Raw genomic sequence first — 21,360 nt, 5'->3', positions numbered from 1 at the left:
TCCATGAGTGAGCCTGTCTATCGGCGCACCCGGCTGCGCACGGGCATGTCCCTGGTTGTCCTGATGTCCTGCTCGATGATCGCACCGGTCATGGCAGCGTCCGACACGACGCCTGCTCCGGCGTCCGATCCCTCCGCCGTCTATGCCATCGAGTCTGCCAAGGCCTCACGGGGCCTGTTGCTGGATGTCGTCCATGCAGGGCCTCGACTGGTGGCGGTCGGGGATCACGGTCACATTCTTTATTCCGACGATCAGGGCAAAAGCTGGACGCAGGCCCGTGTGCCGACCCGTCAGTTGCTGACCGCTGTCTTTTTCGTCGATGAGCAGCACGGCTGGGCTGTTGGACACGATGCCCAGGTACTTGCCAGCAGCGATGGTGGCAAGAGCTGGACCAAACAGTTCGAAGACCTGGCGCGTGAAGCGCCACTTCTGGATGTCTGGTTCAAGGACCTTCAGAACGGCTTTGCCATCGGTGCCTATGGTGCGCTGCTGACCACCTCGGACGGCGGCCGGCACTGGGACGATGTCAGTGATCGTCTGGACAACGAAGACCAGTACCACCTCAACGGCATTACCCAGGTCAAAGACGCCGGGCTGTTCATCGTGGGCGAAGCGGGCAGCATGTTCCGCTCCCGTGATGAAGGGCAAACCTGGGAGAAGCTTGACGGCCCGTATCAGGGATCGCTGTTCGGCGTTATCGGCACGGCCAGCCCTTCGACGCTGCTGGCCTACGGCTTGCGCGGCAACCTGTTTCGCTCCGCCGACTTTGGCGACACCTGGCAGCCTATCGAGCTGAAAGGTGCGCGCGGGCCGCTGGAGTTCGGTCTGGCCAGTGCATCCCTGTTGGCCGACGGCTCCGTGGTGCTGGTCGGCAACGGCGGCAGCGTCATGCGCAGCAGTGATGACGGCGAAACGTTTCAGGTGTTCAACCGCCCCGACCGGATCTCTCTCTCGGGCGTTACCTCCAATCTTCAAGGCAATCTGATTCTGGTAGGACAAGGGGGCGTGCGCGTCACCTCGCCGACGGGCGCCGAGACGACCCAACAATAAGACCTTTCAGGGCGGGGACATTCAGGCATGACCAATCTTCAACACTCGCAGCATTCCGGCGATAAAGAGACCTTTCTCGAACGCCTGATCTTCACTCACCGCCCAGCCGTGATCATCCTCTGCCTGCTGGCCAGTATTTTCCTGTTCTGGCAGGCCACGCAGGTTCGGCCGTCCACCAGCTTCGAAAAAATGATTCCGCTGTCCCATCCGTTCATTCAGAACATGATGGCGCACCGCAACGACCTCGCGAATCTGGGCAACACCGTGCGTATCTCGGTGGAAGCCAAGGACGGCGATATCTTTTCCCAGTCGTACATGGAGACGCTACGTCAGATCAGCGACGAAGTGTTCTACATTCCCGGTGTCGACCGCTCGGGCCTGAAATCGCTGTGGAGCCCTAGCGTTCGCTGGACCGAAGTCACGGAGGAGGGCTTTGCCGGAGGCGAGGTGATTCCGCAGAGTTACAACGGTTCCGAAGCCAGCCTGGACCTGCTGCGCAACAACGTGCTCAAGTCCGGTCAGGTTGGACGGCTGGTGGCCAACGATTTCAAGTCGAGCATCATCGACGTGCCGTTGCAGGAGTCCTACCCGGATCCGGCGGATCAGGGCAAGTTGCTGGCGCTGGACTACCAGCAGTTCTCCCACCAGCTTGAAGAAAAGATTCGCGAAAAATACGAAGCGCAAAATCCCAACATCCAGATTCATATCGTCGGCTTCGCCAAGAAAGTAGGCGATCTGATCGACGGGCTGTTCATGGTGGTGATGTTTTTCGGTATCGCTTTTCTGATCACGCTGGTGTTGCTGATCTGGTTCACGCGCTGTATCCGCAGCACCATCGCGGTGCTGATCACCACGCTGATCGCGGTGATCTGGCAACTGGGCCTGATGCATGTGGTGGGGTTCGGCATCGATCCGTATTCGATGCTGGTGCCGTTCCTGATCTTTGCCATCGGGATCTCACACGGCGTGCAGAAAATCAACGGCATCGCCTTGCAATCCAGCGACGCCGACAACGCACTGACGGCTGCGCGGCGCACGTTCCGCCAGTTGTTTCTGCCCGGCATGATCGCGATTCTGGCCGATGCCGTGGGCTTCATCACGCTGCTGATCATCGACATTGGTGTGATTCGCGAGCTGGCCATCGGCGCATCCATCGGGGTGGCGGTGATCGTGTTCACCAACCTGATCCTGCTGCCAGTGGCGATTTCCTACGTGGGCATCAGCAAGCGGGCGATCACGCGCAGCAAGCAGGACGCGGTGTCCGAACATCCGTTCTGGCGATTGCTGTCCAATTTCGCCAGTGCCAAAGTTGCGCCGGTTTCCATCGTTCTGGCGCTGCTGGCCTTTGGCGGCGGCCTCTGGTACAGCCAGAACCTCAAGATCGGCGACCTGGATCAGGGGGCGCCGGAGCTACGTCCCGATTCACGCTACAACAAAGACAACGCATTCATCATCAACCACTACTCGACCAGTTCGGACGTGCTGGTGGTGATGGTCAAGACCCCAGCCGAGGGCTGTTCAGCCTATCCAACCATGTCGGCAATCAATGAGCTGGCCTGGAAAATGGAGAACACCCAGGGTGTACAATCAGCCATCTCGCTGGTGACGGTGTCCAAGCAAGTCATCAAGGGCATGAACGAGGGCAACCTGAAATGGGAGACCCTTTCACGCAACAAGAACGTGCTCAACAACTCGATCGCTCGCGCCGATGGCCTCTATAACAACACCTGTTCGCTGGCGCCGCTGCTGGTGTTCCTCAACGATCACAAGGCCGAAACCCTCGATCGCGCCGTGCATGCGGTGCAGGATTTCGCCAAGGAGAATAACCGCCCCGACATGCAGTTCCTGCTGGCAGCCGGTAACGCCGGTATCGAAGCGGCGACCAACGAAGTCATCAAGAAATCCGAGCTGACGATCCTGATTCTGGTCTACATCTGCGTGGCCGCCATGTGCATGATCACGTTCCGTTCCTGGGCGGCGACGCTGTGCATCGTGTTGCCGCTGGTGCTGACCTCGGTATTGGGCAATGCGCTGATGGCGTTCATGGGCATCGGCGTGAAGGTCGCAACCCTGCCGGTGGTGGCGCTGGGCGTGGGGATCGGCGTCGATTACGGCATCTACATCTACAGCCGTCTGGAAAGCTTCCTGCGTGCCGGACTGCCGTTGCAGGAAGCCTATTACGAAACCCTGAAATCCACGGGCAAGGCGGTGCTATTCACGGGGCTCTGTCTGGCGATCGGTGTGTGCACCTGGATTTTCTCGGCGATCAAGTTCCAGGCGGACATGGGGCTGATGCTGACCTTCATGCTGCTCTGGAACATGTTTGGTGCACTGTGGCTGCTGCCCGCGCTGGCACGCTTCCTGATCAAGCCGGAAAAGATGGCGGGGAAGGTGGGGAAGTCACTGTTTTCGCATTGATAGGGCAGCAGTGCTGACGAGCTTGCTATTGATCGTGTCCCTTACATGGGCACGATCAGATTGGGCATTGGCCCTGTGAGAGTGAGCTTGCTCACGAATGGGCCGGTACATCCGCTGGAGATTCATGCCTGATGGGCAGCCTTCGCGAGCAAGCTCGCTCCCCCATTAGATGTGCAGCCATCAAACCCCGCCCAGCACCACCGTCAGCGCGTTACGCGCATCGTCCAGTTGCACCAGTGAAGCATGGCGGGCACCGAGGGCGTCGCGGTTCTCGATGGCAGTGAGGATGGCCTTGTGACGTGGCATGGCCAATTCATGCAGGTTAGGGCGCATGTTGGAATACTTGAGCGCTTCGCGTAACGCCAGCGACAGCATGTTACACAGATGAGCCAGCAGGTCGTTATGGGTGGCGTCGGCAATGCGGCTATGGAAATCCAGGTCCGGTTGCAGCAGGTCTTCCGGTGTCGCAGCCGCCTCCATGCGCTGATAAGCCTCATGAATCGACTCGATTTCATCATCCGTCGCATGCTGCGCGGCAAGGGCCGCGACCGCAGGCTCGATCACTGCACGCACGCTGGTCAACAGGTTGAAGAACTCATTCTGCGGCGAACTCTGCATCACCCAGTGCAGCACGTCGGGATCCAGCAGGTGCCATTCGCGCCGAGCCTTGACCACGGTGCCGACGCGAGGCCGGGAGTAGACAAGCCCCTTGGCGACCAGCACACGCGTGGCTTCACGCAGCACCGGGCGGCTGACGGCATATTCTTCGCACAGCAGTGCCTCGGCAGGCAGTTTTTCGTCAGGTTTGAAGCGGCCGGATACGATCTGCATGCCCAGTTCCTGGACAATGCGCGCGTGCATGCTTTTACGGTCTGAAGGCTTTCGGTAGTCCATGGGACGTGCGTCGATCCTGGCGATGAGTGCCGCGCATCATACCACTGCGCATGGCCCAAGGCGGCCGCCCTTGCGAGGGCAGCCGCTGCTCAGGGCAGAGGGCTCAGCGAATACGGCTCAGGTCAATGAGCGACTAGTGAGAGTGCCTCGGCACTTCAGACCCGCGGCTGCCGATCAGGAAGTCGAAGTCGCAGCCCTGATCCGCCTGCAGCACATGGTCGACGTACAACTGACGATAGCCGCCCAGCAACAGCTGAGGAGGTGCCTGCCAGTCCGCCAGACGTGCCGCCAGCTCCGCTTCCGGGATGTCCAGGTGCAGACGCCCGCTGGCGCAGTCCAGTTCGATCCAGTCGCCTTCCTTCACCACCGCCAACGGTCCGCCTGCCGCCGCTTCCGGGGCGACATGCAGGACTACGGTGCCGTAGGCCGTGCCGCTCATGCGCGCATCGGAAATCCGCACCATGTCGGTCACGCCTTGGGCCAGCAGTTTGGCCGGAAGGCCCATGTTGCCTACTTCGGCCATGCCTGGATAACCCTTGGGACCGCAGTTCTTCAGGACCATGACGGAGGTTGCATCGATGTCCAGATCCGGATCGTTGATGCGCGCTTTGTACATCTCGAAGTTCTCGAACACCACGGCGCGACCGCGATGCTGCATTAGCGCAGGCGTTGCTGCGGACGGCTTGAGCACCGCGCCCAGCGGCGCCAGGTTGCCGCGCAGTACGCAGATGCCGCCATCGGCGCGGATCGGATTGTCCAGCGCCCGGATGACCTGATCTTCGCCATAAATCGGCGAGTTGCAGGTGTTCTCGGCAATGCTTTTGCCGTTCACCGTCAGCGCATCAGGGTTGGGCAGCAAACCGGCCTCGTTCATGCGTCGCAGCACGGCAGGCAGCCCGCCCGCGTAGTAAAACTCTTCCATCAAAAAACGCCCGGAAGGCTGCAGGTCGACGATGGTCGGCATGCCACGGCCGACGCGGGTCCAGTCATCCAGCTCCAGATCAACACCGATGCGGCCTGCGATGGCTTTCAGGTGGATCACGGCGTTGGTCGAGCCGCCGATGGCAGCGTTGACCCGGATCGCGTTTTCGAACGCGGCCTTGGTGAGGATCTTCGACAGACGCAGGTCTTCGCGAACCATGTCCACGGCCCGCATGCCCGACATGTGCGCCAGCACGTAGCGTCGTGAATCCACGGCCGGAATCGCCGCGTTGTGCGGCAATGAAGTGCCCAAGGCTTCGGCCATGCACGCCATCGTCGAGGCGGTGCCCATTGTGTTGCAAGTGCCTGCCGAGCGGGACATACCGGCTTCGGCGGACAGGAATTCGTCCAGGCTGATCGTTCCGGCTTTATAGGATTCGTGCATTTGCCAGACGATGGTGCCTGCACCGATGTCTTTGCCTTCGTGTTTGCCGTTCAGCATCGGTCCGCCGGTCACCACGATGGCCGGGATATCGCAACTCGCCGCGCCCATCAGCAGGGCGGGGGTCGTCTTGTCGCAACCGGTCAACAGCACCACGCCATCGATCGGATTGCCACGAATGGCTTCTTCAACGTCCATACTCGCCAGGTTGCGGGTGAACATTGCAGTGGGGCGCAGGTTGGATTCGCCATTGGAGAACACCGGGAATTCCACCGGCCAGCCACCGGCCTCGATCACGCCGCGTTTGACGTGTTCGGCAATCTGACGGAAATGGGCGTTGCAGGGCGTCAGCTCAGACCAAGTGTTGCAAATGCCGATGATCGGCTTGCCTTGAAACTGATGGTCGGCGATGCCCTGATTCTTCATCCAGCTGCGGTACATGAAGCCGTTCTTGTCGGCAGTGCCAAACCACTGGGCAGAACGAAGGGTCGGTTTTTTATCGGAGTCAGACATGATCGGCTCTCTTATTGTAAGACTTAATGTCGATGCTGCTGGCTAAGGTAAGCCTAAAAAACGCCGATTGGAAGAGTTGTCACTTTAAATAGTATTACTATATAGTCGTTTTCAGTCGAGGGACGACCCTACTCTGGTGATGTGACATATAAGCATCCAGATTCAGAGGCGAGCCCCGCAGGTTCCATAACAAAAACAAAGGGAGACCGCCTTCATGAGCCAGGAATTGAGGCTTATACGCCGCATCACGTTCAAACTGATTCCCTTCCTGATCCTGCTCTATCTGATTGCCTATGTAGACCGCTCTGCCGTCGGCTTCGCCAAGTTGCACATGGGCGCGGACATCGGTATCGGCGATGCGGCTTACGGACTGGGTGCCGGGCTGTTCTTCATCGGCTACTTTCTGCTTGAGATCCCCAGCAACCTGATGCTCGAACGCTTTGGCGCGCGCCGCTGGTTTGCCCGGATCATGATCACGTGGGGCGCCATCACCATCGGCATGGCGTTCGTGCAGGGGCCGCACAGCTTCTACGTGATGCGCTTTTTGCTGGGCGCGGCCGAAGCGGGTTTCTTCCCCGGCGTGCTGTACTACATCACCCAGTGGTTCCCGGTTCGGCATCGCGGCAAGATTCTGGGCTTGTTCATTCTTTCGCAACCCATCGCCATGATGATCACCGGCCCCGTGTCTGGTGGTCTGCTGGGCATGGACGGCGTATTGGGTCTGCATGGCTGGCAGTGGTTGTTCATCGTCATCGGTACGCCTGCGATCCTGCTGACCTGGCCGGTGTTGCGCTGGCTGCCGGATGGTCCGCAGCAGGTCAACTGGATGAGTCAGGACGAGAAAGACTGGCTGACCGGCGAGCTGAAAAAGGACCTGGAAGAGTACGGCCAGACCCGTCACGGCAATCCGCTGCATGCCCTCAAGGACAAGCGCGTGCTGTTACTGGCGCTGTTCTATCTGCCCGTTACGCTGAGCATTTATGGACTTGGCCTGTGGCTGCCGACCCTGATCAAACAGTTCGGTGGGAGTGACCTGACGACCGGGTTCGTGTCTTCGGTGCCTTACATTTTCGGCATCATCGGTCTGTTGATCGTGCCGCGCAGCTCCGACCGTCTAAACGACCGTTACGGCCATCTGGCGGTGCTGTATGTGCTGGGTGCCATCGGCCTTTTCTGCAGTGCCTGGCTGACCTTGCCGGTCGCGCAACTGGCGGCGCTGTGTGTAGTGGCTTTCGCCCTGTTTTCGTGTACTGCGGTGTTCTGGACCTTGCCGGGTCGCTTTTTTGCTGGTGCCAGTGCGGCGGCCGGTATCGCACTGATCAACTCGGTCGGCAACCTGGGCGGCTACATTGGCCCGTTCGTGATCGGAGCCTTGAAAGAGGTAACCGGCAGCCTGGCATCAGGGTTGTACTTCCTGTCCGGTGTCATGGTGTTCGGGCTGGTGCTGACCGGCATCGTTTATCACGTGCTGGAGCGCAAGCATGTGCTGCCGGCTTCCGAGTTCGCTGCCAGCGCCAAGGCGCGCTAGGCCAGGCTTTCCACTATCTGAAAGGAGATTTCCATGCGGTTGGTGCAATTTGAATTGAGCAGCGGTGAGCGTCGGGTCGGTCTGGTGGACGGCGATCAGGTGCGTGAAGTGCAGGGCGTCGAGAGTGTACGCGAGCTGGCGCTGGCAGCGATCAAGGCCGGTTCCGGACTGGCGCAGCAGGTCGAGCACCGAGGTGTTGGCGAGACGCATGATTACGCGCAACTGCTGGAAGAGCTGCGCATCCTGCCGCCACTGGACCATCCGGATCCGGCGCACTTGCTGGTCAGCGGCACAGGCCTGACGCACCTTGGCAGTGCTTCTGCGCGTGACAAGATGCACCAGCAGTCGGGCGATGAGTCGGCGATGACCGACACCATGCGCATCTTCAAATGGGGCGTGGAAGGCGGCAAGCCGCAGGCAGGGGAGGTCGGTGTACAGCCGGAATGGTTCTACAAGGGCGACGGCAGCATTGTCGTGCGCCCGGGCCACTCCTTTTCGTTGCCCCCGTTCGCTGAAGACGGTGGCGAAGAGCCTGAGTTGAGCGGTCTGTACGTGATCGGTGATGACCACAAGCCTTACCGGCTGGGTTTTGCGATCGGTAACGAATACTCCGACCACATCATGGAACGCCGCAATTACCTGTACCTGGCCCATTCCAAGCTGCGTGCCTGTTCGTTCGGGCCGGAGCTGCGAGTGGGTGATTTGCCACAGAACCTGTCGGGCACCAGCAAGATCTGGCGCGACGGCGAAGTGCTCTGGGAGAAGGAGTTTCTCAGCGGCGAGGCCAACATGTGCCACAGCCTGGAAAACCTTGAGTATCACCACTTCAAATACGCCCAGTTCCTTCGCCCGGGCGATGTACACGTGCATTTCTTCGGCACCGCGACCCTATCCTTCGCGGATGGCGTACGGACTCAGCCGGGGGATAAATTTGAAGTCAGTCAGGCCGAATTCGGCAAACCGCTGGTGAATGGCCTGGCACCGAGCGAAGCGGTGTTCCAGCCGGGTGGGATTGGGAAGTTGTAAGCGCCATCCTGATCCTTTGCGTCATGTCCACGATATGACGCAGAGCGATGAACACGATCCTGTGTTCAGTCGGCAAAATCGTTGCCGGACAGATATCTCGTGGGAGCGAGCTTGCTCGAGAATGCTGAGTACCAAACGCTGAATATCCAGCGGATGTACAGGCCTTTTCGTGAGCAAGCTCACGCCCACATTCAAGGCATGTACCTGATCTGCGTCCGCTTACGGCCTTTGCGGCGTTCACGAAGATCATGGCAAATCATCGCTCGATTGCCCTATCATTCGCGCTTTTGCAGGCCGGATATCCTCATGACTACCACGCCAGAAACATTGCTCGCCGCCCTTGAAACCTCTTCGATGCTGGAAATCGACGGTCTGCACGCCTGGGATTTTTCTCTGGGCGAGGAGTTGAACGTCGAATGCATGGACGGCCGCGAGCGCAAGGTGTGGCGCTTCACGCTGGATCAGGTCAAGGCCGCCACCTTCGATGAGTCACTGCAGAGCTGGGTCGTCAACGATGGCAACGCCGACCACCGCATCGTCTGTCTGGATGCGTTCACGCCTACCGATGAAGACGACATCGACGAAGCTTGATCCAGATCAAGTGCGCTTCACCGGTTAGCCGCTAGATTCGACGCTGTACGCACTGGCTCTGCCAGTGTCGGCCCAATGGACTGGGCCAAGCCAAAAAAGATAGGGAGATCCAATGACTACTCAAGGTGCGTTGAGTCGTGCACGCCTGTTGCCGACTCTGCTGGGCATCCTGCTGCTGGTACTCGGCATTGCCATGCTGATCGGCGGTTTCAGGCTGAAAAGCCTGGGCGGCTCTTTCTACTACATGCTCGGCGGGTTCGGATTCTCGGCCATCGGCGTTCTGCTGATGATCGGGCTGCGTTTCGCCGTCTGGCTGTTCACCCTCATGCTGTTGGTCAGCACCGTCTGGGCGCTGTGGGAAGTGGGCCTGGACCGACAACTGCTCATGCCACGCCTGTTTGTCTGGTTTCTGGTCGGACTTGTATTTTTGCTGCCCATGACCCGACAGAACCTAAAGCCTCTGCATCGGCCGGTGCCGGTCGGCGGTCTGGTCATTGCCTTGCTGCTGGCGGGCGTGAGTCTGGACCCGGTCGGTCAGATCAGGCAGCTCATGCAACACACTCAGGCAGTGGTGACTACGCTGGTTCCGGGCATCGACCTGCCGTGGCTGGTTTCGGTCGACGCGATCCCCCGACGTGGGGTGCCTGGCGAATAGCACCGGGGGCAATGAATCTGCTCGACATAAAACTGACGGCCCACTTCAGTGTCATAGAGCTGGATGTCGCGTGACAGGCGTCATAACTTCAACAAAAGGGATGCCCCCCATGCCCCATAAAATTCTGCCTTGGCTGGCAATGGCCAGTGCCATGAGCGCTTTCACCCTGCAGGCTCAACCCATGACCGATTCCGAATTACTGCTGGGTTCCTATACCCAGGGAAAAAGCGAAGGGATGTACCGGTTTGGCTTCGACAGCAAAACCGGCATGATCGATACCACGCCCCGCCAAGTGATCAAGACTGAAAACCCGTCCTGGCTAACGGTTTCCAAAGACCAGCGTTACCTGTATGTCGTCAACGAGAACGGCCCCGGTCAGCGCGACACGGTCGGCAAGGTCAGCAGCTTTTCCATCGACCCTAAAACTTTCAACATCACGCCGATCAATCAGGTTGAAACCAAGGGTGAGGAGCCGACCCACTCAAGCCTGAGCAAGGACGGACGCTACCTGTTCGTGGCCAACTATGCCGTCAACCCTGATCCGGGCGGCGCATTGACGGTCATGCCGGTTGGCAAGGATGGCCGATTGGGCGAATCGGTTCAGGTATTGCCGTTAGGCCCGGGCAGCAAGGTCAACCCGGAGCGGCAGATGTCGTCCCATGTGCATCTCGCCGTACCGACCCCGGATGACAAGTACGTGGTAAGCGCCGATCTTGGGGCTGACAAGCTGTTCGTTTACCGCTATGACGCCGACCAGAGCAAGCCGCTGCAGCCTGCCAAAGTTCCGTTCGTGCAACTGCCAGCGGGCAGCGGTCCGCGTCATGTGCAGTTCAGTCGCGATGGCAAGCATGCCTGGCTGGTGCTGGAAATGTCGGCTCAGGTGGTGACGTTCGACTACCTGGACGGCGGCTTCAAGCAAACCCAGGTGGTGGACATGAAGAACAAGGGTGTCGACCAGAAGAACGGCGGCGGTGCGTTGCACACTTCACCCGACGGCAGATTCCTGTACGTGACCAATCGTGGCGAGGCCAATCAGGTCGTGGTGTTTCGCATCGATCCCGCCACCGGGACGCTTGAGGAAATTCAGCGTCGAACGGTTGAAGGCAACGAGCCTCGTGAGTTCAGCTTCGACCCTAGCGGCAAGTTCATGCTGTTTGCCAATCAGAAGAGCAACCAGATCGTGACTGTGCGCCGCGATCCGCAGACTGGCCTGATTGGTGAAACGGTGCAGAAATTCGACGTGGATGCACCGTCGTATTTGCATTTTTTGGGTAACAAGTAAGGTACAAACGCTTCAGCCCGCGGAATGCGCGGGCTGTTGCCGATATCAATCTTGGTGATATGAGTTAGTGCTACAAAAGATTTCTGCAGATCCACCCTCAGGCGTAAGTTTGAGTCACGGCCGAGACGGCCAGAACTTAAAGCAGCACACCCCCCGTGCGGCGCCGACAAAGAGAGGTGACCCAGATGAACTTCAATCTTTTCTCCATCATTGCTGCATCGGCTATTTCCGCATCCGTGGCACTTCCTGCCAGCGCCAGTGTTGACGTCAGCGACAAAAAAGCTCACGCCACTCAGACGTACACACAGAAGTACCTGCAACAAAGCGCCAATTTCTACGCGGCGCTGGATCACAAGTCAGCGCACTGAAACGTGCGTGAATCCATTCCCCGTTAACGAGGGTTTCGATACCGGGGAATGGATTCGTGAACGGCAATGCTCTCGCGAGCATGTTCGCCCACACAGGTCCACGCGACCACTGCCCATTGCGTGGCAGACAAGGCATGGACTGTTACGTGAGCCTGCTCGCGAAAGCGTTGAATCCCCTTGTCCCCGTTATCTCATCCGTAACGGGGTTTTTTTTGCGCCGAAAAAAGACCTTTTTGGGCATACGCTTTATTTGCGCATGACGGCTTCAAACAATTCGGAGTCGAGAAAGCGCTGTAGCCACCCACGCAACGCTGGATAAGGGCTGTCCGCGAACCAGTCCGGGTCGACGAAACAGAACTGACGAATGAAGGGCGCGATGGCAACGTCGGCCAGTGTCCGCCGTTCGCCCATGAGGTAAGCACCCATTTGCAGCCGTTGCTCCAGCGTGTGCAGGAAAACTTCGCCCATCTCCCGGTAGTACTCGGGGGGCTGCTCGGGATACCGCACAGCGTATTTATAGCGGTCCAGATGCAGCTTGAAGACGTGATCGTTTTCGTCGATCAGCTTGTCGATCTGCTGATGCCCTGACGGATCGTTCACGAGCAGCCAGTCATCCGGGTCATTTTGCGCCAAGGCCCAGTGCATGATGTCCAGGCTCTGCTCCAGAACACGGTTGGCCAGGACCAGCACGGGCACCGTGCCTTTGGGCGAGCGCTCCAGCATGTCCGCAGGCTTGGCCTTGAGGCTGACCTCATGGACAGCCACTTGACAACCCGCATAACGCAACGCCATGCGGGCGCGCATGGCATACGGGCAGCGGCGGAAGGAGTAAAGCACCGGTGTCATGCGCTGCCGACTTCGATAGTGCTCAGCCCGTTGCCCTGGCGACGCACCTTGATCTGAACCGGGATGCGTTCGTGCATTTCCTGAACGTGGGAAATGACGCCGACCTTGCGGCCCTGCGCCTGCAAACCGTCCAGTGCATCCATCGCCAGTTGCAGCGATTCAGGGTCCAGGCTGCCGAAGCCTTCGTCGATGAACAGCGACTCAATGCGCAAGGTGTTGGACGCCATCGATGCCAGACCCAATGCCAGCGCCAGTGACACCAGAAAGGTTTCCCCGCCGGACAGCGAATGCACCGAACGCGTTTCGTCGCCCATCTCGGTGTCCAGCACCAACAGGCCGAGCATGCTGCCGCCGCGCTTGAGGCGATAGCGACGCACCAGTTGTTTCAGTTGAGCGTTGGCATGGTGCACCAGCAAATCCAGGTTATAGGCCTGGGCGATCTTGCGGAATTTATCGCCTTCCGCCGAGCCAATCAGCGCGGCCAGTCGAGCCCAGCGTTGATATTCACGGGTGGCTTCGTCGATGCGCGTCTGCAATTCACTGTTGGCGTTACGGCGACGCTGGTCTTCGCTCAGTTGCGCGCGCAGTTCGGCACAGTGCTGTTCGCTCAGCGCCGTCTGTTCCTGAGCTTGCAACAGGGCGGCATTCAGGGCGTCGCTGTCGGTCAGGTCGGCGTGTTGTGCCTGATGTTGCTGTACGCGCTGTTCGCGTTCATTCAGCAGAACTCGCGCCTGCTCCAGGGCTTTCTCGGCGGCCTGCGATTGCTGACGCAGCTGTTCGACCTGCTCGTCGTCGTAGGTGAGGAGGGTGTCCAGCGCGGCGTCATCCAGCTCCGCGTGCTGACTGCGCCACTCGGCGAGTGTGGCGTCGAGTTCCGTGAGTTCCTGCTGCACGGTCTGTTGTTGTTGCTCGCCGGACTTGAGTTCGGCGGCGAGCTGGATCAGTTGACTCTGGATATCCTGCAAGGCCTGCGCAGCCGAGCTTTCGGTTTGTCTGGCGTGTTCGACGGCCTGCTCCAAGGCCTGTTGCCAGTGTTCGGCGCTAGGGTGATTGCCCAACAGCCCGGCCAATACCTGCTGACTGGCCTGTTGCTGCTCGCTGAGGGCGGTGACCGTTTGCAGCAGTTCGGCAGCGCGTTGCAGGCGGTTTTTCTGTTCGACCTGTTCGCTGTCGATGCGCTGCTGACGTTCGCGCTGCTCCTGCTGTTCTTCGCCTTGCTGTTCCAGTTGATCAAGGCGCTGCACCACCTGCTGCTCAAGGTGCAGCACAGTGGTCGAGGTGTCGCTGCGCAACCCCTCCAGCGTCTGTGGCGAAACCAGCGGCGCGAGCGCGTCCAGTTCCTCGTCCAGACGCTGTTGATCGGCGTTCAGCTGCTGAACCTGCTCGGCCATGTGGTGGGCGGCGGTCTGGCTGGCCTCCTGTGCAGCCTGCACCGACTGTTGCAGGCGGGCAGCGTCTTTCTGCAGGGAGAGTAGGGCTTGCTGACGCTGCTCGTCACGGAGGATGACGTCGTTCGACTGGCTCAGTTGCTGGCTCAGCCAGGCGTCACGTTTGGCAGGCTCATGATCCAACAACCGGGCACCCAGCGGGTGAGTTTCAAGGTCGGGTGCCAATGCCTGATGACGCTGTGTCAGTTGCTCATGCTGGCGCAGCAGCTCTTTCTGTCGGGCGATGATCCCACCCACGTGCTCGCGCAGTTGATTGCGCTGTTCGGTCAGGGCATCGACCGCCTTTTGAGCGCTGGCCTGCTCCTCTTCGTCATGTTGGGTGAGGCTTTGCAGCAGGGCCTCCGGTTGGTGCCAGGGATGCTCGGCACTGCCGCAGACCGGGCAGGGCTGGTCGTCCTGCAACTGCGTGCGCAGCTCTTCGACGCTGGCGCTACGGGCCAGACGCTGGCGTTCCAACAACTGGCGGGTCACGCTCAAGGTCTGCTCGGCCACGGTCAGTTCGTCTTTGACCTTGATGCCCTGTGCAACCTGTTGCTCGCGTTCCTGCTGCGCATGCTGCTGTTGTTGCGCCAGCTCCTGCAATTGCCGTTCGATGTCTTGCTGGCTGGCCCACAAGCGCGCCAGTTCTTCGAAGGCGCGCTGTTGCTTGCGGTTGTCCTGCAACAGGCTGCCCAGGATTTGCAGTTGTTCGGTGACGGCAGCCACTTCGCAATCGGCCTCGCGATACAGCAATTCCAGCGCGCTGCGTTGCTCGTTCATTTGTTGCTCGGCGTCGCTGGCGCGTTGTTGCAGCGCAGGCATTTCCTGGTTGCCGTGCTTGAGGCGGTTGGCGGTCAGCGTCAGGGTTTTCAGGCGATCACGCCACGCGTTCCAGCCTTGGGCCAACGGTGCCAGATCGCTGCTGTTGGCTACTTGTTCGGCGATGCGCTCAAGGCGCTGAGCAACCTGCTGTTGCTGGTCGAGCAGTGCCTGCAGGCTGGTCTGGCCTTGGGTGCAGCGTTGTTCGGCCTGCTGGTGCTGGTCGCTGGCCTTGGCCGATTCCTGAGCCAGACGATTCAAGGTGTTTTGCGCGTCGAAGGCCTGTTGCAACAGGGGCTTGGCAACACTGTGCGCGTGTTGGGCCTCCTGCAACTGAACCTGCGCTTGGCTGCGTTGGTCGTGCAGGTGCTGTTGGCGGTGTTGCAGCGCGATCTGCTGCTCGTGATGCTGGCGAATCTGCTCGGCCAATGGCGCGAGTTGAGCGTTCAAGGTGGTCCGCCGTGCGAAACGATGCCGTTGCGGGCCAAGACGCTCAAGCTGGCCGAGGGTCTGACGCTGGCCGGCCTGATCGTTCCATACCTGTTGCGCGATGGTCAGGCTTTCTTGAGCGGCCAGTCGTTCGTCGCGCAGCCTGTGCAGCTCGGTGAGCCATTGTTGCTGGAGTTCCAGCTGGCGCTGTTGAGCCTGATGCAGCTTGAGCTGCTGCTGGGCGTCGCTCATGCGCTGCTCAAGCTCGGCAAGTTGCTCGGGTTCCAGCGGGCTGATGTGACTGGCCTGAGCGGTCAGCGCCTTGAGGGCTTCTTCAGCTTCCTTGCTCTTGCTGTAAGCGCGTCGCCCCAACTGGCTGTAGATCGCCGTGTTGGTCAGCTTCTCCAGCAATTCGCTGCGTTCTTTGTCGTCGGCCTTGAGAAAGGCGCTGAATTCGCTCTGGGCGAGCATCACGGCGCGGGTGAATTGTTCGAAGTTCAGGCCCAGGCGGCTTTCGATCAGTTGCTCAAACTCGCGCTTGCTCTGGTTACTGAGGATCTGCTCGCTGTCCAGATCGGTCAGGGTCTGGCGGCTGGCCTGGAGTTTCTTCGCGGCATTGTCCCGGGCGCGGTTGGTTTCCCAGCGTGCCCGGTAACGACGCTGGTCGATACCGATGAAATCCACTTCGGCGTAACCGCTGCCGGTGCCACGCCGCAGCAGGGTGCGCGGGTCACTGGTGGTGATGTCGCCGTCGATGTCCGGCACTTTCGACTGGCCGATGTTGCTCAGGCGCGGAATGGCCCCGAACAGTGCCAGGCACAAGGCATCGAGCAGGGTGCTCTTGCCGGCACCCGTCGGGCCGGTGATGGCGAACAGGCCAGCGCTGGCCAAAGGCTCGGCGGTGAAGTCCAGTTCGAACGGTCCGGCCAGCGAGGCCAGGTTTTTCAGGCGAATGGCGAGAATCTTCATGGCTGCTCGCTCTCCTGCTGCACTTCACGCAACAGCGTGGCGAAGTCGGTCAGCGTCTGCTCATCGACCTCGCTGCCGAAGTTGTCCTGCCAGGCACGGCTGAACAGTTCCTGCGGGCTGAGCTGGTCCAGTTCGATCAACGCGGCCTCGTCATCGCCCCCTTCGCCGCTGCCTTTGCCCGCGTATTCGGCACCGATACGGACCAGGCGCACGGCCTTGCCTTGCAGCGCCGTTTCGATCTGGTTGCGCAGGTCCGGTTTCGGCTCGTCCAGGCGCACGCGCACTTCCAGCCACGGCTGTCGGTCCGGGTCGGCCAGCAGGTCCACGTTGGGCAACTCCTTGAGCTGCACCAGCAGATCTGCCAGTGGCGCAGGGCCCAGGCGCTGCAGGTTGACGGCACGAGGAATCAGACAGGTATCGACGCTGGCCAGGGTTTCGCCGTCGCAGTTGATTTCCAGAATTTGATGCTGATAGCCGATTTCCGAAAACGACAGCGGGATCGGCGAGCCGCTGTAGCGAATACGTTCTTCACCGTTGACCCGCTGCGGCTTGTGCAGATGGCCGAGGGCAACGTAGGTGATGCTCGGCCCGAACAGACTGGCGGGCAGGGCTTCGGCGTTGCCGATGATCAGGCTGCGCTCGGAGTCTTCGGACACCGAACCTCCGGCCATGTGCGCGTGGCTGATGGCGATCAGTGCCTGACCCGGCTGGCGCTTGAGATTGGCGGCCTCGATCAGGCGTTCGTGGACCCGGGCAATACCTTTCAGGTAGTCATCGCCCAGCGTCGGACCGGTGACTTCGGCAGGGCGCAGGAACGGCAGCGCCAGGCACCACGCACGAACCTGACCTTCGGCGTCGGGCAGCGGCAGCAGCAGGCGCTCGGCGTCCAGTACGCCATCGTCCAGCCATAACACCCGGCCCAGTGCATGGGTGCGCAGACGACGCATCAAGGGGGCGGGCAGTTCGATGCGCGAGCCTGAGTCGTGATTGCCGGCGATCATCACGATGGTCAGCAGCGGATTTTGTTCGTGGGCGTTGACGATGAAGTCGTACAGACGCTCTTGGGCTTTGACCGGCGGGTTGACAGTGTCGAAGATATCGCCTGCGATCAACAGCACGTCAGGTTGGCGCTCGGCCAGGCGGGCCAGCAACCAGGTCAGAAAGCAGGCGTGTTCGAAATCCCGCTCCTGGCCGTGAAGGTTCTGACCCAGATGCCAGTCGGAAGTGTGGAACAGACGCATTGAATTACCTTGTCATGAAGAAGGGGGCCGGCTGCATCCTCACTTGGGATACAGCGGCGGCAACCCGGCATCGCCTGCCAGGTCCTGAATGTGTTCGGCGGCGGGCAGTGTGCGAACGGCGCGCCACAAGTCCTCGCCCAGCCAGAGCTTTCCGGTTTCACTGTAGAGCGCGCCGTTGAGGCCATCCAGCGCATCGGACAGCGGCACGAAGCGGGCGGCCATGTCGGCCAGGGTTTCCGGCTGCTGGCGCGCCCAGGCATCCAGTGCCTGACGCGTGGCTTGCGGGTCGTTGGCCAGGCAAGCGCGCTTGAGATCATCGAGCACGGTCCGTGGGCTGGGGCCTGTCTGCACGGCCCGTGCGATTGCCGGCTGGCCGCGGGCGCGCCACCACAGCAGGCACCCCAGCAGCGTGGTGCAGGCGAAGAACAGCGTGCTTAACTGCCAAGGCCAGACAGGCGGGCCAATCACGGTCACACCGCCCATGTCGTTGCTGACCGGTGTATCAACGCCTAACGTCGGGTTGCCCATGATCTGCAGGGTGCGGGCGGGCAGGCTGGTATGTTCCAGATGGTATTCGCGGGTGTTCCACCACGTGACTTCCACCGCCGGCAGGTCGATTGCACCGGCACGTGCGGGCACCAGCGCTTCGCGCTCTTCACGGGTGCCGATCAGCCCACGCTCGCTGGGCAGGTTGCGCAGTTGCGGCTGATCGGGATAACGACGTAGACCGGGCACGTCGGTGGCAGGCAAGGGGGGCAGTTGTGCCCCGGCCAGCCCTTCGGCCTTGATAACGAGCGTGCGGGTCAGGGAGTCACCGACCTGAGTCTTGCCCGGCTCCGGACTCCAGCTTTCCTCAAGGCTGATGCTGCGTGCCGGCAGCCACGGCACGTTGCTCGGGTAGTCGGCCGGCACTGCCTTGACGCTCAGCGGGACTTCGACGGAGTTGACCCGCATCACCTTGCCCGGCTGTGGGCCGAACAGGTTGGCCTCCTGAGTTTGCGTACCGCTGGCCTGGGCCTGAACCTGAGTTGCGCTGAACACCTGAGGCGGAATGGTCATTTCGCCGCTGTGCTGGGGATAGAGCGCGTAACGCATTTCGATGACGCCGTGGCGCACGCCGTTGATCAGCTTTTCATACGTGCGTGAATCGCCCAGCTTCTCGATGCGAGCGTCGGGCACCTGAAGCGGGCTGAGGCTGCTGTCGTCGAACAGTTGCACCGAATGGTAGATGCGCAGGGTCAGCACGACCTGAGCCTGAACATAGACGCTGTTCTGATCCAGCGTTGCCTCAATGAACACCGGAGCCAGTTGGCGATCCTGCTCCTTGGGCTCGCTCTGGATGACTTGCAGGGTCAGGGGCTGGCTTTTCAGCTCGCCCAGTTGCAGCGCAGGAATCGTCACGCTACCGGTCTGCTTGGGCAGCAAGGTGATGATCCAGCGCGTGGTGGCTTGATTCTGAGTACCCGGCGTTGTCAGCCGGTTGACCTGACGCGTGTCGCGCACCTCGAAATTGCCGTCCAGCGCAGTGAGATCGGGTTTGCCGAATTGCGTGACGTCCTCGGTTTCAAGCGTGAGCTCGACCGTTTCGCCCACGTTCAGGCGGGTACGGTCAACGCTGGCCGTCAGGTCGGCGGCCTGTAGCGATAACGCGACCAGGCTCAGCACCAGTCCGGTCAGTAGGGTGTACGCGCGACTCATCGGGTCTTTTCCTGATGTTGCTGTTCGTAGCGGAATTTGCGCCGTAGCAATTCACCCGGATCGTCCGGGATCTGCCTCAGCCACTGCTCCAGTTCCTGACGCCGTTCGCTGGTAATCGGGCGGTCGGCAGGTTGGAGCGGCGGGCGAGTGGTTCGTTCAGCGTCGGTCGAGGGGCCGGAAGACTGAGTGCCGGACGTCTCTGGTGGCAGGGTTTCGCTGCCGTTGTCCTCGCCCGGTTGAGTGGTTTGCTGCTCGGCGGGCGAATCGCTGCTGGCTTGATCCTGTGAAGCCGGTTGTCCGGGTTCATCCTGCCCGGCTTTTTCCGGTGAGTCCTGTTCGGTTTGTTCCGCCTGGGCCTCGTCCAGAATACTCTGCACCAGCGCGCGATTGCTGTGCGCCGCAGGGAAGTCCGGTTGACGCTCCAGCGCCTGTTCGTAGGCGTCCAGCGCAGCCTCCAGTTCGCCGCTGCGGGCCAGTGCATTGCCGCGATTGTAATGGTCTGCCGCGGCGTTGCCTTCAGCGAAGCGCTGGGCGGCGCTGGCATAATCGCCGGCTTCGTAGAGGGCGACCCCTTTCCATTGCGGGTCTTCGAAGCGCTGCGCGGCTTCTGCCGGTCGGCGCTGTTCCAGCAGGCGTTGCCCCTGTTGGTCTGGGCGCAGCCACATGTCCTGGAATTCGAATGCCTGGCTGTTCTGCGGAAACATGAACAGCAGTGGCAGGCAGAACAGCCAGCCGCGACGACCCGCACAGGCGGCGATCAACAGCAACGGCAGCAGAAACCAGTGACCCTGGTCGGCCCAGCTATCGAGTTGCACGATTTGCCCATCGCTGCGCAGGCGTTGTGGGCTGTCGAGCAGGCCGAGGCTGCGCAGGTCCTCTTCATCGGCCCGCGCCTGACGGTAGCTGCCGCCAACCTGTTCGGCAAAGTCGTTGAGGCTGGTGCTGTCCAGACGCGGCACCATAATCGCGCCTTGATCATCCTTGAGCAGGCTGCCGTTTTCCTGCGTGACCGGGGCACCTTCGGCGGTGCCGATGCCCAGCATCAGCAGCGGCGGGGATTGACCGCGCAGCGCCTTACGAATGCCGTCGCGCTCTTGTTCGCTCAACGAGGAGCCGATCAGCAGAATCCTGCCCTGGCCCAACGCGCCCTGTTTGAGCAGCGCCAGCGCTTTGATGACTGCGAGATCGGCACGCTGGCCTTGCACGGGCATGATCGACGGCCGAATGGCGTCCAGCAGGTTGTGGCTGGTGACCAGATCGTCGGACAGTGGTACCAGCGTATGGGCGCTGCCTGCATACACCACAATCGCGGTTTGCGAATCGCTACGGGCTTGTAGCAGGTCCAGCAGCTTGCGCCGCGCCTGCTCCAGCCGCGTAGGGGCAATGTCGGTGGCGAGCATTTGCGGGGTCAGTTCCAGGACCACCACCAGCGGATCGACCGGTTTCTGGCTGATTTGCTCGACACGCTGCCAACTGGGGCCGAGCAAGGCGGCCAGCGCCAGTAACCAGGCCAGCCCCAGCACCAGCCACGGCAGTTTGCTGTTGCTGCCGCGACTGCCATTGAGCAGCACCGCGTGAAAGGCTGCGGGCAGAATGATTTGCCAGCGTCCGGCGCGTTTCTGGCGGTGCCAGAGTTGCCAGATCAGCAGCATCAGCAAGGGCACGATAAGCAGCCACCACGGGCGGAACCAGTGCGGCCAGAGCGAGGCGATCATCGTGACCTCCACAAGCGCTCGATACGCTCACGCCAGCCGAAAGCGCGGAGGCGGGTCAGTGCGCGTTGCAGCGCAGTGTTTGGCCACAACTCGCGGATTACCAGCAGGACGCACAACAACAGCGCGGCGGCAAGCGGCCACTGATAGAAGACCTGCGCCGGTCGTGCCTGGGTAGGTTGCTGAGCGACCGGTTCCAGCGAATCCAGGGTGGCGCGAATCTTTTCCAGTTGATCGCCATCACGGGCCCGGAAGTATTGGCCGCCGCTGAGGCTGGCGATGTCCTTGAGCGTCGGCTCGTCGAGGTCCAGGCTCGGATTCAGGCCCAGCAGCCCCTGGATGCCGCTCTTGTCGGGGTCGGAGCCGATGCCGATGGTGTAGATCTTCACGCCTTCATTGGCGGCCAGGCGTGCCGCCGTGATCGGATCGATCTGTCCGCCGTTGTTGGCGCCGTCAGTCACCAGCACCAGCACCCGACTGTTGGCAGGGCGCAGGCGCAGGCGTTTGAGCGCCAGACCGATGGCATCGCCG

Annotated in this window: 16 protein-coding genes; 8 read left to right on the top strand and 8 right to left on the bottom strand. The window is 60.9% G+C overall.

Translation table 11 applies throughout. From position 1 onward, the window contains the following. The first annotated feature begins 3 nt into the window (after positions 1-3). Together ALP40_RS07890 and ALP40_RS07885 are read left to right on the top strand one after the other, a co-directional pair. On the top strand, positions 4-1,050 hold the full coding sequence (locus ALP40_RS07890; RefSeq protein ID WP_122207749.1) for a YCF48-related protein: 1,047 nt from the start codon (positions 4-6) through the stop codon (positions 1,048-1,050). Between the two features lie 27 nt (positions 1,051-1,077). Next, on the top strand, positions 1,078-3,468 hold the full coding sequence (locus ALP40_RS07885) for an RND family transporter (protein ID WP_122207748.1): 2,391 nt from the start codon (positions 1,078-1,080) through the stop codon (positions 3,466-3,468). Between the two features lie 180 nt (positions 3,469-3,648). Here ALP40_RS07885 and ALP40_RS07880 read toward each other — a convergent pair whose 3' ends face one another. Continuing rightward, positions 3,649-4,362, bottom strand: coding sequence for a FadR/GntR family transcriptional regulator (locus ALP40_RS07880; RefSeq protein WP_122207747.1), 714 nt, complete (start codon positions 4,360-4,362; stop codon positions 3,649-3,651). A 133-nt stretch (positions 4,363-4,495) separates the two neighbouring features. Next, a complete protein-coding gene (locus tag ALP40_RS07875; protein ID WP_122207746.1) occupies positions 4,496-6,238 on the bottom strand; it encodes an IlvD/Edd family dehydratase in 1,743 nt (580 codons plus the stop codon). A gap of 214 nt (positions 6,239-6,452) precedes the next feature. Between ALP40_RS07875 and ALP40_RS07870 the strand changes: the two genes are divergently transcribed. From ALP40_RS07870 to ALP40_RS07845, 6 genes are all read left to right on the top strand, one after another. After that, entirely contained in the window at positions 6,453-7,766 is a 1,314-nt protein-coding gene (locus tag ALP40_RS07870; RefSeq protein ID WP_004884507.1) for an MFS transporter, read from the top strand. 33 nt (positions 7,767-7,799) lie between these two features. Beyond that, entirely contained in the window at positions 7,800-8,792 is a 993-nt protein-coding gene (gene araD1 / locus ALP40_RS07865) for an AraD1 family protein (RefSeq protein ID WP_122207745.1), read from the top strand. Between the two features lie 306 nt (positions 8,793-9,098). Beyond that, positions 9,099-9,383 carry a DUF5629 family protein gene (locus tag ALP40_RS07860; protein WP_122207744.1) on the top strand — a complete coding sequence of 95 codons (285 nt, stop codon included), beginning with the start codon at positions 9,099-9,101 and terminating at the stop codon, positions 9,381-9,383. Positions 9,384-9,495: 112 nt separating this feature from the next. Beyond that, positions 9,496-10,038, top strand: coding sequence for a hypothetical protein (locus tag ALP40_RS07855; protein ID WP_122207743.1), 543 nt, complete (start codon positions 9,496-9,498; stop codon positions 10,036-10,038). A gap of 109 nt (positions 10,039-10,147) precedes the next feature. Next, positions 10,148-11,320 carry a lactonase family protein gene (locus ALP40_RS07850; protein ID WP_122207742.1) on the top strand — a complete coding sequence of 391 codons (1,173 nt, stop codon included), beginning with the start codon at positions 10,148-10,150 and terminating at the stop codon, positions 11,318-11,320. 185 nt (positions 11,321-11,505) lie between these two features. Beyond that, positions 11,506-11,688: a hypothetical protein gene (locus tag ALP40_RS07845; RefSeq protein ID WP_122207741.1), complete on the top strand. Its 183-nt coding sequence runs from the start codon at positions 11,506-11,508 to the stop codon at positions 11,686-11,688. 246 nt (positions 11,689-11,934) lie between these two features. On the opposite strand, the gene ALP40_RS07840 is transcribed toward ALP40_RS07845, so the two are convergent. The 6 genes from ALP40_RS07840 to ALP40_RS07815 form a co-directional block, all read right to left on the bottom strand. Further along, a complete protein-coding gene (locus tag ALP40_RS07840; RefSeq protein WP_122207740.1) occupies positions 11,935-12,534 on the bottom strand; it encodes a glutathione S-transferase in 600 nt (199 codons plus the stop codon). Further along, positions 12,531-16,178: an AAA family ATPase gene (locus tag ALP40_RS07835; protein WP_122207739.1), complete on the bottom strand. Its 3,648-nt coding sequence runs from the start codon at positions 16,176-16,178 to the stop codon at positions 12,531-12,533. Before ALP40_RS07835 ends, ALP40_RS07840 begins: the two co-directional genes overlap by 4 nt. Next, the gene (locus ALP40_RS07830; RefSeq protein WP_122207738.1) at positions 16,175-17,419 is read right to left on the bottom strand and encodes an exonuclease SbcCD subunit D C-terminal domain-containing protein; all 1,245 of its coding nucleotides are present in this window, start codon (positions 17,417-17,419) and stop codon (positions 16,175-16,177) included. Before ALP40_RS07830 ends, ALP40_RS07835 begins: the two co-directional genes overlap by 4 nt. Positions 17,420-17,458: 39 nt before the next feature. After that, the gene (locus ALP40_RS07825; RefSeq protein WP_122207737.1) at positions 17,459-19,117 is read right to left on the bottom strand and encodes a BatD family protein; all 1,659 of its coding nucleotides are present in this window, start codon (positions 19,115-19,117) and stop codon (positions 17,459-17,461) included. Further along, on the bottom strand, positions 19,114-20,832 hold the full coding sequence (locus tag ALP40_RS07820) for a VWA domain-containing protein (protein ID WP_122207736.1): 1,719 nt from the start codon (positions 20,830-20,832) through the stop codon (positions 19,114-19,116). The genes ALP40_RS07825 and ALP40_RS07820 overlap by 4 nt, the downstream gene beginning before the upstream one ends. Then, positions 20,829-21,360 (bottom strand): VWA domain-containing protein (locus ALP40_RS07815; RefSeq protein ID WP_122207735.1); only part of this gene is annotated, 532 nt, incomplete at its 5' end. The genes ALP40_RS07820 and ALP40_RS07815, both read right to left, overlap by 4 nt.

The sequence above is a fragment of the Pseudomonas viridiflava genome (assembly GCF_003702045.1).
GTDB classification, from domain to species: Bacteria; Pseudomonadota; Gammaproteobacteria; order Pseudomonadales; family Pseudomonadaceae; genus Aquipseudomonas; species Aquipseudomonas viridiflava_C.
Note: the sequence above shows the minus strand (reverse complement) of the source record. Positions and strands in the feature narration are given on the sequence as shown.